The sequence below is a fragment of the Myxococcus sp. MISCRS1 genome, from assembly GCF_026626605.1.
Taxonomy (GTDB): domain Bacteria; phylum Myxococcota; class Myxococcia; order Myxococcales; family Myxococcaceae; genus Myxococcus; species Myxococcus fulvus.
Genome location: NZ_JAPNKB010000001.1, coordinates 8,814,409 through 8,831,770, shown reverse-complemented (window position 1 = coordinate 8,831,770; position 17,362 = coordinate 8,814,409). Strand labels below are relative to the sequence as shown.

The window sequence follows — 17,362 nt, the reverse complement described above, 5'->3', positions numbered from 1 at the left end:
GCACCCCGCGTCACCCCGTCTCACTGCCGCACGGGGTGCTTGGACAGCTTGCGCTGGAGGCTGCGGCGCTGGATGCGCAGCAGACGGGCGGCCTGGGAGATATTGCCGCCACAGTCCGCGAGCACCCGCTGGATGTGCTCCCACTCCGCGCGCGCCAGCGAGGGCACCTGGTGCTCCAGGGCAGCGGCCTCTCCGGCGGGCAGCGTGGCGCCCGCGAAGGCCAGCAGGATGTCATCCACGTCCACGGGCTTGGAGAGGTAGTGCGTGGCCCCACGGCGTACGGCCTCCACCGCCGTGGCGATGCTCCCGTAGCCGGTGAGGACCACCATCGTCGTGCGCGCATCCAGCGCCTTGAGCTCGCGCACCAGGTCGAGCCCCGAGCCATCCGGCAGCTTCAGGTCGATGACGGCGTAGCCGGGGCGCACCGACGGCGCCAGCTCGAGCGCCTCCTTCGCGCTGCCCACGCCGTGCGCGGTGAAGCCCTTGCGCCCGAAGGCGCGCACCAATCGCTCGCGATAGGGCTCGTCGTCGTCGATGACGAGCACCACCGCGGAGGTCTCAGGCCGCTGCATGGACAGCCTCCCTCCTGCACGGCAGCACGAGCGTGGCGCGCGTGCCCCGGCCCTCTTCCGTATCCAGCTCCAGTCGTCCGCCGCACAGCTCCGCGAACGTCTGACCCAGGAACAGCCCCAGCCCCATGCCCTGCCCCGCCGGCTTGGTGGTGAAGAACGGCTCGCCCACGCGCTCCAGCACCTCGCGGGGGATGCCCGTGCCCTGGTCCTCCACCACGAAGGCGGTGCCCTCCGCGTCGCCGTGCACGCTCAACGTGACGGGCGCCTGCGACGCCTCGCTCGCGTGCAGCGCGTTGCGCACCAGGTTGGCCAGCACCTGCACCAGCCCGCGCGTGGGGAAGAACAGCGACACGTCGGGCCCCTGCGTGAAGCGCAGCCGCGAGAGCTCCCCGGCCGACAGCTGCTCGCGCAGCAGCCCGAGCACCGCGCCCGTCGTGGTGCGCTCGGGCACCTCGCCGTAGGTCTGCCCCGCGCGCGCGCTCATGCGCTCCAGGATGTCCCGGCAGCGCTCCACCTGGTCGCGGATGAGCCTGGCGTCCTCGAGCGCCTCGTTCGGCTCCTCCTGGATGAGCGCCTCCAGCTCGTTGGCCGCGATGGCGATGGTGCCCAACGGGGAGCCCAGCTCGTGCGCGGCGCCCGCCGCCAGGGTGCTCAGCGAGGCCAGCTTCTCCGCCCGCGCCGCGAGCAACTGGGCGCGCACCAGCGCCTCCTGTCGGTCCCGGAGCGCCGCCGACACCCGCGCCACCATCAGCGCGATGAGCATCACCGTCAGCGAGAAGGCGACCCACAGCCCCAGCACATGGCGCGAGTGCGTCGGCATGGGGCTGGCGACATGCGCCACCTCCGCCAGTGGCACGTGCCACAGCATCAGCAGCATGGGGCCCAGCACGGACAGCATGGACAGGCAGACGATCCAGCGCCGCCCCAGCACGAGCGCCGCCAGCGACACGTGCACCAGGTACAGCATGGCGAACGGGTTGTCCGGCCCCCCGGAGAGCGCGAGCATCGCCGTCAGCAGCATCGTGTCGAACGCGAGCACGCCACCCAGGTGGTGCGTCTTCACCACCGGCCCCCGGCGCAGCCACAGCGTCAAGAGCAGGTTGGACACACCCGTCGTCGCCACCAGCGCGAGCAGCGGCACCACCGGCAGGTCGAGCATCAGCACCCGCACGGCCACGATGATGGTGAGCCCCGTGCCCGCCACCGCGTGCCAGCGCAGGCGCGCGAGCCACCGCAGGGCAATCGCGCTGGACGACAGCAGGTCCACCATGTCCTGCGCGGAGCGGTGGAACGCGGAGCGAGGCGGAGGTTGTCTCGACGCCGGCGAGCCACGCGGGGCCGCCTGCGAGTCGGAGGGCGGGCGGAACACGCCTCCTTGTAACCCGTAAGCCCCCGGTCCGCGAGCGCGTCAAGTTGACGCAGGGGCACCGGGCCAGGGAGGAGGAACACGACGCCCCGCTTCCCTGGCCGGTGCGGGGCTTCGGTTAGATGTAGCCCATCAGCTCACCACGGTCCAAGGCCTCGCCCTTCGACGTGTACGAGGAGTACCAGGACGTGTTCTTGGTGCCGTACTGGTCCTTCTGGAAGTGGGAGTGGGGACCGGTGGCGTTGCCCGTGCCGCCCAGGTTTCCGACCTGGCAGCGGTTGCACGTGCGGTCATACGAGTCACTGGTCTTGATCCAATGCCACTGACGGAAGGACCAACCGCTGCCGAGGTTGAGCTTCGCCTCGTTCTGGTTGCCGCTGCCGTTGCCGTTGCACACCACGCCCGAGGTGCGCACCGTCACGTTCCAGTAGACGGTGGCGGACACGCCCGTCTGGGCCCCCCAGTAGTTGCAGCGCGAGTTCGCCACGTCCACGGCGCCGTGGTACGTGCCGCTCGAGTAGTACGTGGTGGCCGTCACGGTGCTCGGATACGGCGCCACGGCGGTGTACGCGAGCGCGGCCGTGGGAAGGGAGACCAGGGCCGCCAGCGCCATCAGGCGCGACTTGGAGCTACGCATCGTTGTTCCTTTCGGGCCGACTGTGCGGCCCCCAGAAGGACTGCTGCTCAGCGAGCCTGACGCAACCGCTGCTTCTCCCTCAGGAGCAGGCTCCACTCCTGAAGACCGGTACTCAACGCGCCAATCCAGGCGTCGACCTCGGCGACCAGCCGAGGGTCGACACTCCGCAGCGCCCGAAGCTCCGGCACCGCGCCCTGGAACCCCAGCCGCGCGAGGCTCTGGAGGATGGCCGTCCGCACACCCACGTCCTGTTCGGCGCGATACAGCGCGCCGAGCGTCTGACGCGCGCGCGCCATCTCCGACGCGGGCACCCCACCCAGCGCCGTCGCCGCCGACGCGCGCACCTGCGCGTCATCGCTGCCCAGCAGCGTGTGCAGCGCCCCGGCGGAACCCGCGCCGATGGCCGCGGTGGAGATGTTGCCCAGGATTCTCGCCGTCACCTTCGCGTCATGGGACGCCGCGGCCGCCGCCACCGCCAGGTCCGACGACGGCCCGTGCATGCCCGCGTAGACGAACTGGTTGTCCTCGATGAGGTTCGTCGCGGCCTCCTCGCGGACCTGGGGCGAGGTGTCCCGCACCAGCCGCGAGTACATGTCCCCGGTGTGCTCCTCCGCGCTCGTGCGCCGCAGCGCGCGCGTGGCGGCCGCTCGCACCGCCGGGTCCGCGTCCCCGAGCGCGCGCTTCGCCACGAGCTGGAGCGTGCCCGGGCTCTCGCCCCGGTCCGTCTTCGCCGCCAGGGCCGCCGCCAGGTGCTCCACCATGACGGGCTCCGTCTCGCGCTCGAAGGCCGCGCGCAGCTGCGCCTCGGGCAGCGTGACGGCGGACTCCTTCAACAGCTCGCGCAGGTAGCGCCGGTACGCGGGCGACTTCGACTGGAGCCCTCGACGGATGGAGTCCATCAGCCCCTCCACCGAGCACGTCTCCGGCTGGAGCTCGGGAGGCGGCGCGGACCAGGAAGGGACGGACAGCAGGAGCGACGACAGGGCCAGCAGGCGAAGGGCCCGGAGAAAAGACGAGGTGCGCGTCATGGAGGGCTCAGTCGTGGTGGAGACAGCCGAGGGGGTCCTGGTCCGCCAGCGCGTTCCACACGCGCTCGAAGTCCACGACGCCGCTGGCGTAGATGCGCTCGAAGTCCTGGTACAGCGGCTGGAAGCGCGGGTCGATGAGCGCCATCTTCGCCATGACGGGCAGCGCCTCCTGTCCCGCGGCGCGCGCGGAGAAGCGGAACAACGCCCATCTCACGCACACGTCCTGCTCCGGCTCGAAGGCGCGCGTGAAGGTGTCCAGCACCTTCGTCCGGTCCTCGGACAGGGCCAGGTTGTGCGCCGCGGCGCCGCGCGCGTCGGGGCTGCCCTCGGTGGTGAGCACCTTCGCGTAGCCGTCCGTGGCGCGCGCATCCAGCACCGGCGCCGTCTCCATCGGCGTGGAGAGCGCCATGTAGCGCACGTGCTCGTCGAGCGACTGCGTGCCGATGCTCAACAGTGATTCGAGATAGGGCCCCGCGTTCGCCGTGCGCCCGTAGTCGTTCTTCATCACCCGGGCGATGGTCCGCGCCGCCGCCCACCCCGCCTCACCCGAGGCCGGGTCCTTGGCGAAGTCCGAGAGCTTCGACAGCGCGTCGGGGGAGAGCTGCTTCTGCGTGTCCAACGCGGACAACACCCCCGCGCGCCGCTCGGGCGACAGCTCCACGTCCAGCCCCAGCTCCAGGATGCGCCGGGACACCTCCGGCAGGTGCACCGCGTCCGAGTCCTTCAGCGCCATCGCGAAGACCTTGAACTCCTTCGGCCCCGCCTCGCGCGTCCACTCCAACACCTCGCGCGCCTTGCTCGCGTCTCCGCCGATGAGCTCCGTCAGCCGCTCCTTGAGGTACATCCGGACCAGCGGGTCTCTCGACGCGAGCAGCGGCGCCGCCCACTCGCGGAACGTCTCCACGCTCACGCCGTCGTTGAAGCGCTCCAGCTCCCGCCAGCAGGTGGTGGCGTCGTACCGGGGCGCAGCCTCGACGGCCTCCTCCTCTTGGGCCGCGGCCAAGGCCCGCCCACCCGCGCGAGCGCCCCGATGCGGGGCCCCTCCGTCGGGCGTGACGCCAACAGCCGGCACCGGAGTCGAGGGCGCAAGACTTCCGCGCCAGAAGGTCACCACCCCCACGACCAACACCAGCAACAGCCCACCCACGAGCACGGCGACCACGCGATGGCGCGACAGCCGGCCCGAGGAGGTGGAGCGCGAAGACGATTCGGGACGCATGCCGCGCCGACCCTACTACGTGCTCCAACCACCCAGACCTTAAAATCTCAGAAATCAGATAATTACAGTATTCCTTCGAAGATACAATTCGCTCTGCCTTTCCACGACACGGCGGAACGGCTCATGGCGCAGAGGAAGTGAGCACGGAGGTGGTGGCCGTCATCAGGTTGCCAGAGGCGTCCTTCGCCAGCCCGTACAGCTTGATGGGGCCTTTCACCGAGGGGAGCTTCACGCGCCAAGAGTTCGGTGTGGCGCCCGGCGTGGCGCGCAGGCGGATGACCTCACCGCGCTCGAAGCGGGTGGCCGCGCCCCGAAAGTTGTACGCGAAGGAGATGTCCAGCGGCCGGCCCTGCGGGTCCTTCACCTCGAAGGCCACGTCCGCCCAGGTGCCCGAGGTCTCCTTCTTCACGCCCTGGACGACGAGCGCGCCCACCTCCGGCAGGGGCGGCTGCGGCTTCTGCCCCGTGTACGCCTCGCGCACGGCGTGCCACGCGGGCCGCGTCGACTTGCCCGACAGCATGCCGAGCCACAGGCTGGTGTGGTCGAACGTGGAGCTGAAGTTGAAGACGAAGAGCCCCAGGCAGTCACCGGTGCGCACGTGGGGCGCGAGCAGCGTGTTCCACGCGTCGACGATGACGGCGTACTTCTCCCGGTCATCGGGCTCGCGCGGGACGCCCCGCTCATCCTTGGGCGCGTCCCACTCACCCTGCGCGCCGAACTCGGTGATGAGCCAGGGTTTGGTGGCGCCCTCCTCGCGCAGCGCCTCCGGCAGCGCCTGGAGCCCCCGTCCATAGACATTGAGGCCGTAGGCATCCAGCGACGGGACGAGCTTCTCCCACCACTTCACCGCGAGCACCCACGCATCCACCGAGATGACGGGGTGCGCGTCGTCCACCTTCTTGATGTCCCGGACCACGCCCTCCAGGAAGCGGGCGTAGGCCTCCTTCGCCGCGTCGTTGGGGCTGTTGAGGATGACCTCGTTGCCCACGCCCCACGCGAGCACCGCCGGGTGGTCCTTGTAGCGCCGCACGCTCTCCAGCGTGTCCTCGCGCTGCTTCTTCATGCCCGCCGTGTCGGTGAGATAGTCGAACGAGTCGTCGTCCTCCGCGCCGGGCTGGCCATGCCGCATCCACAGCCCGACGAGCACCTTGAGCCCGTGCTTGTGCGCCGCGTCCAGCAGCGGCTGCGTCTGCGGCCCCACTCCCCAGGTCCTCAAAGTATTGACGCCGAGCGCCGCGAGCCGCGCGCAGTCCTGCTCGTACGCGGCCGAGCCCGCGCTGCCGCTGAACGTCACCCCCTTGGCGACATGGGGGCGGCCATCCACCTGCAAGCTCCAGCCGCCCTCCCCCTTCACCAGGGTGGTCCGGGCCTCCGCCACCGGACCTACGGACAGCACCACCGCGAACAGCCACACCAGGACGACGCCAGGACAGCGAAGCGTAGGGGCCATGGGCGCGGAGGATAACGCCAGACAAATCGCGGGAAGAAATCCACCCGGGTCCGTTCAGCACCCCAGCAAAGGACCAATCACAATGAACTTCTTGCGAAACATCCGCCGGGACCGGCGGAGAGTCTGGGGTCTGGCGGCCGCGCTGGTGCTGGGCGCCTGTGGCGACAACGGCCTGCCGGAGACCGCCCGTCCGGCCGGAGACGAGCAGTTGGAGACCGCGACGACGGCGCAGCCGCTGGCGTTCTCCTCGCCCATGGACTTCTCGGAGCTGCGTGGGCTGCCCGCGGCGCCCGCCTCCATGGACACCACGGTGAGCGAGCTGCTCGCGGTGCTGCCCGACCCGCGCTTCGCCGACCTGCGCGGCGTGCTCCAGACGCGCCACCAGCCCACCGACAAGGTGCGCCTGCTGACGTCCTACGCGCGCGACTACCCCGTCTTCCTCAAGGGCCACCAGGCCCTGCTGCCCCAGGCCGATGGCGTCATCTCCGCCCAGAGCCCCGTCGTCACCTGGCAGACGCTGGCCTCCAACGCCTGCTCCTCCACCCACGCGTGCGCCAACCTGTTCGAGCCCACGCAGCAGGACACGGGCACCCTGGACCACAAGGTCATCGTCATCGTCGCGCCCCTCGTGGAGCTGGCCGCCCCGGTGCAGACGGGCGGCGCCACCCTCGTCGTCGCCTCCGGCGGCTTCACCTCGCGCGGCTTCTCCGTGCGCACCACGCCGGGCGCGCGCACGCCGCAGCAGGACGCGGACCCGATGGACCGCGTCGTGCCCCCGGGCCGCGACGGCCTCAACGGCGGCAGCTTCGTGCTCTACACCAACGTCCTCAACGGCGTGCGCGTCACCACCTCCGGCCAGAAGGGCGAGGATGGCTGGACGGGCGTCGACGCCACGGGCTCCCCGCCCACCACCACCATCACCGGCAACTACGGCCCGGACCCGAAGGTGAGCTGCAGCGGCACCCCCACCGCGCAAGCCGGCCACGGCAGCAACGGCGGCAAGGGCGGCCACTCCGGCGACGTCGTCATCCGCTACACCTCGCTCATCGGTCCCGGCGTCGTCAACGAGCCCCACAAGGCCTCCCCCATCACACCCGAGCAGTGCTTCCAGGACGAGGACGGCCCCTGCCACAGCCTGAAGTGCCGCTGGAACCCCGCCATCGCGCTGTGTGATTCGCGCACGGAGGCGGACAACACCCAGTGCAGCGACGGCAAGGACAACGACCTCAACGGCTACACCGACTGCGAGGACTACGCCTGCTCCAAGAACCCGCACGTCACCGTGTGCGCGGACGCGTCCTGGGGCCCCATCCAGCGCGAGGCCTCCGCCGAGTCCTGCAGCGACGGCAAGGACAACGACAACGACGGCAAGACGGACTGTCTGGACCCGGAGTGCAGCCAGCGCGGCTTCTGTCAGCAGAGCCGCGCGGCCAACAGCGAGTTCTCCGAGGAGGCGTGCCAGGACGGCCACGACAACGACGGCGACGGCTTCGTCGACTGCGCCGACTTCGGCTGCAAGAACTTCGCGACCACCTGCGGCACCGCGGGCGAGGGCGGCGACGAGGAGTGCACGGACCTCATCGACAACGACGGCGACGGGCTGGGTGACTGCGCGGACCCGGGCTGCCACGGCAACGCGTACTGCGGCCTGGGCCCGGTGCTCCTGCTCACCACGGGCCTGGAGGAGACCAACGACGCGGCCTGCTCGGACGGCACGGACAACGACGTCGACGGTGACGTGGACTGCGCGGACAAGGAGTGCCGCTACAACCCCCGCGTGCTGAACGCCTGCGGCAGCGAGCGCACGGTGCTCAACTGCTCGGACGGCATCGACAACGACGGTGACGGCAAGGTGGACTGCCAGGACCCCGGCTGCGCCGGCAACCCCTACGTGAAGGTGTGCGAGCCGGACACCTACCCGTTCCTGCAGGAGGCCACCGCCGCCACCTGCTCGGACGGCGTGGACAACGACGGCGACTACTACTCGGACTGCTCCGACTTCCAGTGCAGCAACAGCCCGCTGGCCGGCAACGTGTGCGGCGCGCAGGAGAACACCTTCGCCCAGTGCACGGACGGCCTGGACAACGACAACGACGGCTACAAGGACTGCTCCGACTCCACCTGCCGCAACAGCCCCTTCTTCGGGGACCTGGCGTGCCGGAATCAAATCCAGACGTGGCACGACGTGAGCCTGGGGGACTCCTACAACGGCCGCTACGTCGACACCCGCGCGGAGCTCGTCACCACGGCGCCGCTGTCCGGCAAGAAGGGCATCGCCGGCAAGCGGCTGTCCCGGACGGTGCAGGTGGTGGTGCAGGAGGCGCCTCCGGGCAGCTGCGAGCACTACGACGACTACCTCTGCGTGCCTCGCGACGAGACGCGCACCTGCTACGTCGGCACCAAGGCCAACGACGGCGTGGCGGGCGCCGCGGGCACCGCCGGCACGCAGAAGGTGCTGCGCTCGATGCGCCGCGACGTGGACATGCTGCGCGCCCTGCTCGCGCCCCAGTCCTGGCGTGTGTCGCAGTCCCACGCCAACGCCCTCTTCAAGCGGGGCGAGCTGCAGCGCGCGGGCTTCCACTACCTGCAGAACATCATGGAGATGGGCGGCATCCTCGCCCAGGCGGGCCTGGTGTGTGACGAGACGCCCGCGGCGGGCCGTCCCTTCGCGGACCTGTACCTCTACGGCTCGCTGTGCCCGCTGATGGCCCACGACGTCACGCGCCTGAGCTTCCTGCAGAGCCAGCGCAACTTCTACGGCCTGGCCAAGGACACGCCCTTCAACCCCCACCTGCGCTACGAGCAGCTGCGCGCGGAGTTCGACTCGCTCTACGACGTGCTCGACAGCTCCGTGAACCAGTGGCTCACGCTGGCCAACGGCACGCAGCTGTCCGCGTGGATGTCCCAGAACCAGGCCGCGCTCAACGCGGACGTCGGCGTGCTGGAGGCGGAGAAGGTGGTGGCCGACCAGCGCATCACCGTGGCGAACGCCTCCATGGCCGCGCTCCAGCAGTCCATGAACAACCGCAAGGCGGCGATTCAGCTGATGACCGAGAACATCCAGGCCACGGACCAGCGAATCACGGACCACTACAACACCAGCAAGGGCTTCGGTGAGTTCCTGCTGGACCTGGTCGGCACGGTGGCCGCGGCCTACGGCGGCGAGTTCCTGGCGGACCTGGCGGGCAAGGCGGCCGAGTCCCTGTGGAGCGAGGTGAAGAAGAGCTTCCAGTCGGAGTCCAGCGGCACGCCCGTGGCCGGCGCGGGCGCGCCCAGCAGCGAGAGCGGCTCCATCCAGACCCTGCTGTGGGACGCCATCAAGACGAGCGCCGCCAACGCCGCCGCGAGCAAGCCCTTCAAGGACAAGCTCAAGAGCGGCGGCACCGAGCTGTGGGACATCGTCTCCGGCAACCAGAAGAAGCCCGCGCGCAGCATCATCTCCGACGAGGTGAAGAAGGAGATCCTCTCCCAGTCGCAGGTGGAGATGACGCTGGACCTGATGGACCTCCAGGCCCAGGTCACCAAGGCCCAGGCGGAGTACCGGCTGGCGCTGATGGAGCGGGACATGGTGACGCTGCGCCAGCGCAACTCGGTGGCCGCGCGTGACGCGCTCAACGACATCCTGGCCTTCGGCAACGGCACGGAGCTGCGCAAGTTCGACCAGCTGCTCATCGGCCAGCAGGTGTACGCCCGCGCGCTGCGCACGCTGGACCAGCTCTCCATCCGCTACTGGGAGCTCATCCGCGTGGCCGAGTACCAGTACCTGCCCTTCGACGCGTCCACCGGCGACAGCGCCATCCCTGCGACGTTCCGCGAGAACTACGACTTCAACCTGGCCAACTACCCGGACATGAAGACGCGGCTGGTGCAGCACCTGGACAGCCTGCCCACGCACACGGTGATGAGCCTGACGCCGTACTATCGCCGCCTGGCCGCCACCGACTTCCACCCGCTCACCGTCAACGAGTCGGAGCGCATGAAGGCGCTGGGAGATCTGGTCACCGCCGGGACGACGTACCGGGCGGCGCGCTTCCAGGTGACGCCCACGGACGTGAGTGCCTCCACCGTGCTGTCGCTGCGCAAGGGCCACCGCGTGCGCAACGTGCGCGTCAACGTCGTCACGGCCACGGGCGCCTCCGTGTCGGTGCCGGCGGTGCTGGTGCGCGACACCATGGACGGGTTCAAGCTCGGCAACTACTTCGCCGAGTTCGAGCTGGTGGACCGGGACGAGTACACCTCCGGCGGGACGCGGCAGGTGCTCCACTACGTGCCCTTCACCGCCTGCGTCTCCGGCCCGCCCGCGTGCGACGTCGCCGACCCGGCGTGCTCCACCCCGTTCCAGGGCGCGGCCTTCACGGACGCGTGCAGCGTGGCGCCGGGCGGCTCCACGCCGGCCAACAACTCCTTCTATGACCGGAGCCTGTTGGGCGAGTGGACGCTGCTCATCGACACGGCCAGCTTCACGGGCCTGGGCGATGTGCGCGCCGCCGAGGTCGTCTTCATGACGGCCGGCATCACCATCTAATCGTCTTGACTCCGGGTGCGGGCTCGTGGACCTCCGCGGGCCCGCGCCCGCCAAAAGGGGTGGCTCCCTGGAGCGGGCCGGCGCAGCATGCGCCCCATGGAGACTCCCAAGCGAGTGCCGACGGCGCTCACCATCGCCGGCTCCGACAGTGGCGGTGGCGCAGGCATCCAGGCGGACCTGAACACCTTCTCGTATCACCGGGTGCACGGCACCACCGCGCTCACGGCCGTCACCGCGCAGAACACCCGGGGCGTCACCAGGGTCGACGTGCTCCCCGCCGCCTCCGTGGCCGCGCAGGTGGACGCCGTCATCGACGACCTGGGCGTGGGCGCGGTGAAGACGGGCATGCTCGTCAACGCGGAGATCATCTCCGTCGTCGCGTGGCGGCTGAAGGCGCTCAAGCCCGGCCCGCTCGTGGTGGACCCCGTCATGGTGTCCCGAGCCGGCGCGCGCCTCATCGACGACTCGGCCGTCGGTGCGCTCAAGGAGCACCTGCTCCCGCTCGCGGACGTCGTCACGCCCAACCGGCACGAGGCGCAGCTGCTCTCCGGGATGGACCTGCAGACGCTCGAGGACATGAAGGAGGCGGCCCGGCGCATCCACCAGCTCGGCCCGCGGGCGGTGCTGGTCAAGGGCGGCGGCATGTCGGGCGAGCTGCGCGGCCTGGACGTCTGGTTCGACGGGGAGCGGATGGAGACGTTGTTCCTTCGCTCGGTGAAGACGCACAACACGCACGGCACGGGGTGCACCCTGTCCGCGGCCATCGCCGCGTGGATGGCGCTGGGGCAGGCGCCCTTCGAGGCCACCCGTCGCGCCAAGACCTTCGTCACCTCGGCCCTGGAGCACCCGCTCCCCCTGGGTCAGGGGCATGGTCCCTTCAGCCACTTCTCCCCGCTCGAGCCCTCCTGAGGGGCCGGGTGGAAATGGGGCGGAAAATCCCGTGGGAAATGGGCGGTCGATTTCCCGCCGGCCTGTTCGACCCAAGGCGGGAGGCTTCACTCCCCTTCGTCATCGTGAGGATGGACCCATGAAGTACCTGCTGATGCTGTTCGAGAACGAGAAGGCCTGGGACGCGCTGCCGCAGGAGGAGGCCCAGAAGGTGCTGGAGGAGTACGCGGCCTTCAGTGAGTCCATCGAGAAGAGCGGGAACAACATCGCGGGCGAGGCGCTTCAGCCGACGTCCACGGCCACCACGGTGCGCGTGCGGGACGGCAAGCGGCTGACGACGGACGGGCCGTTCGCGGAGACGCGCGAGCAGCTGGGCGGCTTCTTCCTGGTGGAGGCGAAGGATCTGGACGAGGCGATTGCCCTGGCCTCACGCATCCCCGCCGCGAGGTCGGGCTGCGTGGAGATACGCCCGGTGATGGACTACTCCGACGTCATGGGCTGAGGCCCGGAGTCGGAGCGGGTCGTCCATGGAGGACGTGCGGTCCATCGTCGAGCACACCTATCGCGTCGAGCATGGCCGCATCGTGGCCATGCTCATCGGCGCGATGGGGGGAGACTTCGCCTCGGCGGAGGAGGTCGTGCAGGAGTCCTTCGAGGCGGCGCTCCAGCAGTGGCCGCGCGAGGGGATTCCGCGGGAGCCTCGCGCGTGGCTCCTGCGGGCCGCGCGCAACAAGGCGGTGGACCGGGTGCGCCGGGGCGTGCGCCTCGGCGCCCGGGTGGATGCGTTGGAGGTGGTGGCGAGGCTGGAGCAGGAGCTGGCCGCCACGCCGAGTGGTGAGGACTGGGAGGCGCATCCGGACGACTCGCTGCGACTGCTCTTCACGTGCTGCCACCCTGCCCTCGCCGTGGACGTCCAGGTGGCGTTGGCGCTGCGCACGCTGTGTGGGCTGACGACCGAGGAGGTGGCGAGAGCGTTCCTCGTGCCGCCGGCGACGATGGCGCAGCGGCTGGTGCGCGCGCAGCGCAAGATTCGCGATGCGCGCATTCCGTATGTCATCCCGGAGCCGGACGCGTTGGGGGAGCGCACCCGGGGCGTGCTGCATGCCATCTACCTGCTCTTCTCGGAGGGGCACTCCGCGACGCAGGGCACGGAGCTGGTGCGCGTGGACCTGTGCGAGGAGGCGCTGCGGCTGGCCCGGCTGACGTGCGACCTGTTGCCCCGCCATCCCGAGGCCACCTCGCTGCTGGCGATGATGCTGCTCCACCATTCCCGGCGCCACGTGCGGGTGGCCGAGGATGGTGGACTGGTCCTGTTGGACCGGCAGGACCGCGGGCGATGGGACGCGGCGAACATCGCGGAGGGGCTGTCCCTGCTCGACACCGCGTTGTCCCTGCGAGCCTTCGGTCCGTACACGGTGCAGGCGGCCATCGCGGCGCTGCATGCACAGGCGAAGCGGCCGGAGGACACGGATTGGGAGCAGATCGCCGCGCTCTATGAGCGGCTGGCGAAGCTGACACCGGGTCCGGTGGTGGAACTCAACCGCGCGGCGGCGGTGGCGATGGCGAAGGGCCCGGCACAGGGGCTGGTGTTGGTCGACGACCTGGAGTCGTCCGGACGACTCACCGAGCACCACCTGCTGCCCGCGGCCCGCGCGGAGCTGCTGCGCAGGCTGGGGCGCAGGGACGAAGCCGTGGCGGCCTACCGTCGCGCGCTCGCCCTGGTGCGCACGGAGCCAGAGCGCCGCTTCCTCGAGGAGCGACTGCGGGAGGTGCTCGCGGAAGTGCCGCCGACCTGAGCGCGTCACGGAGTCACTCGACGAGGAATGCACCCACGCCCCGCGCCGGCAGTCGGCCGCCGAGAGGACGCGACACCGCGCCGAGGAGTCGCGGCAAGTGGACGGCCCCACCCTGAGCGCGACACCGCGCCGATGATGACTTCGCAGGCGGCGCCGCATCGACCATCGGGGGGACAGCGGACCTTGGGGTAGGGACCACGGTCACCGTGAGACGTGGCTCTGCGGCACGCCAATCCTTGGATTCTGCCGGAGGGCACGCCGGCCCCGAGCCGAGCCTCCCGTCGAAGCACCGAAACGCCTACGTCAACCCAGGCGTCCCGGCATGCACGGCCCCGCGCCTCAGTTCCACAGCTCGCGGGAGAGCACCTCCACCATCGCGAGAGCGACCTCCGGCGGAGGCAATCCCAGCGCACGCAAGACCGCCTCATCGGTCGGCGCGGAGACCTCGGCGCGCAGCGCCTCCACGGCCCGCTGACGTGCCGCGCGCACCGTCTCGCGCTCCTCGGGCGAGAGCTTCTCCTCCGCCCAGCGGTCCACGGCCCACGACAGGTCCGCATGCCGCGTCTCGTCCTCAGCGATGCGCACCATCGCCTCGCGCACCTCCGCGTCCTCCGCGTGCAGCGCCTGGTGATGCGCCAGCAGCGCGCCATACGTCTCGCGCACGCAGCCCTCCACCGCGTTGTCCAGCGCCACCTCGAACAGCGGCCGGGGAGCCAGCGGCGCCACCACCGCGCGCTCCGGCGTCACCCCATGTCGCCGCGCCAGGCTGCCGCACACCTGCGTATGCGCCACCTCATCCAGCGCGCTGCGCAGCGCCGCCTGTTGCAGCTCGACGGCCGCGCCATGCAGCGCCAGCTCCTCGCGCAGCCGTAGGAAGGCGGTGATGGAGGCCTCCTCCAGGTGGGTGATGAGCGCGAAGTGCTGTCCCAGCTCATCCACGCAGTCCACCGTTCCATCCGAGCGAAGCCCCGCGGGCCTGCGCCCCACCGAGCACCCCTTGTCGCCGCGCTCCAGGACGTGCGTGCGCTTCTCGACCACCTCGCCGGAGGGCTTGACCACCAGCAGGTACTGCGTCAGCTCCGTCCCCTCGCCACACGCGAACCCCTTGGTGGCGATGACGCTGAAGGTCCCATCGGCGTTCGTCTTCACCGCGCCGTGCTTCAGCTCGGTGCAGCTCACGTTGTAGTCCTCCGCGAAGACCTGGAGCAGCGCCTCCGTCGGGGTGTCGATGCTGCCCAGCAGGGCCGCGAGCGCGTTGCGGGACGTGTGCGCCTCGACCGAATCTCCTCGCGTCGTCACCAGGTAGTACGCATAGCAGCCCACGTCGCAGCGGGAGCGGAACCCGTCCTCGGAGGCCAGCGCGTCCAGCTCCGCGTTGCACACCGCAGGCTGCGTGGCGGTCTCGCACGCCGTCCCGACGGACGCCAGACGCTGCTGCCGCGGCGAGCTCTCCAGGTCCGTCACGATTCGCAGCTCGATGAAGTCCGTCGGGGTCGCGGGGGCCAGCCCCTGGAGCGACACGCGACCGTTGTCACAGGGAGGAGCCGAGAAGCCCTCCAGGGAAATCCCCCCGTCGCCACAACCGGTGAGAACCAGGGGCGACGCCAGGGATGCACTCAGCGCACGGGCGAAGAGCCGGCGCAGTTGATTCGAGTTCAAGCAACACTCCTCTCTGGGTACGACCTCACTGCCGACAGCAATGGCGGTGCCAGCAGCGTCTCATTCGAGAAGCCGCGGTGACAATCCGAAGCGTCTCCGGTGTTTTCCGCGAGCGCACTCAGAAACCTGAGGGGCGCGGTGTCTCGAATTGATCAACCTCCGAGCCCCCGGCGTCCAAGCGGGCTCACCCAGACGCTGTCCTCGAAAGAGGCGGCACATCGCAGGCCACACACCCCATGTGGAAACTCCGCTTCATCCCGCTGCTCTGTCTCCTCACCCTCACCGGTTGCACCGAGCCCACCTCACGCGAGGCCTCGCGCCAGCAGCCCATCCCGAACCGATACATCGTCGTGCTCCGCCCCCAGGCCCACACGAAGGCCCACGGGCAACAGAAGCCTCGCGAGTACGTCGCGAACCTCGCCAAGGCGCACGGCGCGACGGTGCTGCGCGCCTATGAGCACGCGCTCCAGGGCTTCACCACGGAGCTCGACCCGACGCGCCTCGAATCGCTGCGCGCCGATGAGCGCGTGGCCTTCATCGAACAGGACGCCCGGGTGCGCCCGCTCGCCACGTCGCAGACGGCGGCGTGGGGACTGGACCGCGTGGACCAGGAGGACCTGCCGCTCGACGGCCACTACCGTCCCGCGCTGAGCGGCGCGGGCGTCCACGCGTATGTCCTCGACACCGGCATCCGCTCCACGCACGCCGAGTTCCAGGGACGCCTGGGCGAGGGCTTCGACGTGCTGGACCCTGAGGGTGGTGCGGAGGACTGCCACGGTCACGGCACGCACGTGGCGGCAACCCTCGGAGGCTCCACCTGGGGCGTGGCGCGCGCCGCGACGCTGCACTCCGTGCGCATCATCGACTGCGAAGGCGAGGGCACGGTGTCGGGCATCATCGCCGGCATCGACTGGGTCACCGCCCATCACCAGGCCCCCGCGGTCGCCAACCTGAGTCTCAGCCTGGAGGTCTCCGAGGCCCTGGACCAGGCGGTCCGCAACGCCGTGGCCGCCGGAGTCACCGTCGTCGTGGCCGCGGGCAACCGCAGCGTCGATGCGTGCGACTACTCTCCGGGCCGCGCGGCGGAAGCCCTCACGGTGGGCGCCACCCGGCTGACGGACACGCGGGCGTCGTTCTCGAACTACGGCCGCTGCATCGACCTGTTCGCGCCGGGCGAGGACATCCTCTCCGCCGACCTCCCGGACGACACGGCGACCGAGGTCCGCTCCGGCACCTCCATGGCCACACCCCACGTCGCCGGCGCCGCCGCGCTCTACCTGGAGACCCATCCCCGCGCCACGGCGACGCAGGTGATGGACGCGCTCGCGGGCGCCGCCGTGGCGGGGCGTGTGAATGAGGCCGGCCCAGGCTCCCCCAACCTGCTGCTCCAGGCGGGCTTCCGACACGTGACGGGAGACCATCACCGTCCCTGGGCGCAGGTGATGACGCCGTTCCCCTGGAGCACCGTGCGAGGCACCTCGCGCGTGCGCGTGCTCGCCTGGGATGACGTGGCGGTGCGCCGCGTGGACCTCTGGGTCAACGGCCTCCTGCGCGCCAGCGACACCACCCTCCCCTTCGAGCTGGACTGGGACACGCGCGAGGAGCTGAACGGCCCCACCACGCTGGAGGTCCGCGCCTACGACACCGCGCTCGGAGCCTGGCGCGCCACGCCGGTGAAGGTGACGGTGCGCAACCCGGACGTCGCGGACTTCGATGCGACGCTCCTGGCGCCCCGCTGCACCACCCTCGCGTCAGCATGCGACACGGGCATGCTGGTTCGCGGAATGGGGAGCGTGGGGCCGGAGCTCCATGCCCCCAACACGCTCGACGGAAGCTGCGCCGATGGCAACGGCGGCACCTACGGTGTCACGCCATCGCTGGAAGGCCTGCGCGTCGCCAGCCAGGATGGGGGCCCGCTCACCGCCGGCAGGCCCGTGACGCTCACCGCGAACGTCATCGGCTTCCTCCCCTTCTTCGAGCGCGTGAACCTCTTCCACGCACCCGACGCACGCCATCCCCAGTGGACCCACGTGGCCACGCTCCCGGTCGAGGTGACGGGAGAGAATGCGCTGTCCGTCACCTTCACGCTGCCGGAGGGTGGGCTCCAGGCGATTCGCGGCGTCATCGGTGACAATCCCACCGGGGCAAGCTGCGTCGCGAGCGAGTGGACGGACCACGACGACCTCGTCTTCCCCGTGGCGCCCTCGCGTCGCTGAAGCAGG

General features: G+C 70.5%; 12 protein-coding genes. 5 read left to right on the top strand and 7 right to left on the bottom strand.

Annotation, left to right across the window (positions count from 1 at the left end; translation table 11 throughout):
• Positions 1–20 precede the first annotated feature (20 nt).
• The 6 genes from OWM54_RS35435 to OWM54_RS35410 all read right to left on the bottom strand — a co-directional run bounded on the left by OWM54_RS35435 (position 21) and on the right by OWM54_RS35410 (position 6,272).
• Positions 21–572: a response regulator transcription factor gene (locus OWM54_RS35435; protein WP_046714908.1), complete on the bottom strand. Its 552-nt coding sequence runs from the start codon at positions 570–572 to the stop codon at positions 21–23.
• Positions 559–1,941, bottom strand: a complete 1,383-nt coding sequence (locus OWM54_RS35430; RefSeq protein ID WP_223745757.1) for an ATP-binding protein — start codon at positions 1,939–1,941, stop codon at positions 559–561. Before OWM54_RS35430 ends, OWM54_RS35435 begins: the two co-directional genes overlap by 14 nt.
• A 115-nt stretch (positions 1,942–2,056) precedes the next feature.
• Complete coding sequence (locus OWM54_RS35425) at positions 2,057–2,575, bottom strand: hypothetical protein (protein WP_141323642.1); 519 nt, start codon at positions 2,573–2,575, stop codon at positions 2,057–2,059.
• Positions 2,576–2,622: 47 nt separating this feature from the next.
• On the bottom strand, positions 2,623–3,603 hold the full coding sequence (locus OWM54_RS35420; RefSeq protein ID WP_267700287.1) for a HEAT repeat domain-containing protein: 981 nt from the start codon (positions 3,601–3,603) through the stop codon (positions 2,623–2,625).
• 7 nt (positions 3,604–3,610) lie between these two features.
• Entirely contained in the window at positions 3,611–4,822 is a 1,212-nt protein-coding gene (locus tag OWM54_RS35415; RefSeq protein ID WP_223745755.1) for a hypothetical protein, read from the bottom strand.
• Positions 4,823–4,943: 121 nt separating this feature from the next.
• Positions 4,944–6,272, bottom strand: coding sequence for a glycoside hydrolase family 2 TIM barrel-domain containing protein (locus OWM54_RS35410; RefSeq protein WP_223745754.1), 1,329 nt, complete (start codon positions 6,270–6,272; stop codon positions 4,944–4,946).
• A gap of 82 nt (positions 6,273–6,354) precedes the next feature.
• Between OWM54_RS35410 and OWM54_RS35405 the strand changes: the two genes are divergently transcribed.
• The 4 genes from OWM54_RS35405 to OWM54_RS35390 all read left to right on the top strand — a co-directional run bounded on the left by OWM54_RS35405 (position 6,355) and on the right by OWM54_RS35390 (position 13,481).
• Entirely contained in the window at positions 6,355–10,797 is a 4,443-nt protein-coding gene (locus OWM54_RS35405; protein WP_223784129.1) for a hypothetical protein, read from the top strand.
• A gap of 87 nt (positions 10,798–10,884) precedes the next feature.
• Positions 10,885–11,706, top strand: coding sequence for a bifunctional hydroxymethylpyrimidine kinase/phosphomethylpyrimidine kinase (thiD, locus tag OWM54_RS35400; RefSeq protein ID WP_223745752.1), 822 nt, complete (start codon positions 10,885–10,887; stop codon positions 11,704–11,706).
• 118 nt (positions 11,707–11,824) lie between these two features.
• Complete coding sequence (locus tag OWM54_RS35395) at positions 11,825–12,187, top strand: YciI family protein (protein WP_141323632.1); 363 nt, start codon at positions 11,825–11,827, stop codon at positions 12,185–12,187.
• A gap of 25 nt (positions 12,188–12,212) precedes the next feature.
• The gene (locus OWM54_RS35390; RefSeq protein ID WP_267700286.1) at positions 12,213–13,481 is read left to right on the top strand and encodes an RNA polymerase sigma factor; all 1,269 of its coding nucleotides are present in this window, start codon (positions 12,213–12,215) and stop codon (positions 13,479–13,481) included.
• 339 nt (positions 13,482–13,820) lie between these two features.
• Here OWM54_RS35390 and OWM54_RS35385 read toward each other — a convergent pair whose 3' ends face one another.
• Positions 13,821–15,140, bottom strand: a complete 1,320-nt coding sequence (locus tag OWM54_RS35385) for a ferritin-like domain-containing protein (RefSeq protein WP_267700285.1) — start codon at positions 15,138–15,140, stop codon at positions 13,821–13,823.
• A 236-nt stretch (positions 15,141–15,376) separates the two neighbouring features.
• Between OWM54_RS35385 and OWM54_RS35380 the strand changes: the two genes are divergently transcribed.
• Positions 15,377–17,356, top strand: a complete 1,980-nt coding sequence (locus tag OWM54_RS35380) for a S8 family serine peptidase (RefSeq protein WP_267700284.1) — start codon at positions 15,377–15,379, stop codon at positions 17,354–17,356.
• The last annotated feature ends 6 nt before the right edge of the window (positions 17,357–17,362 follow it).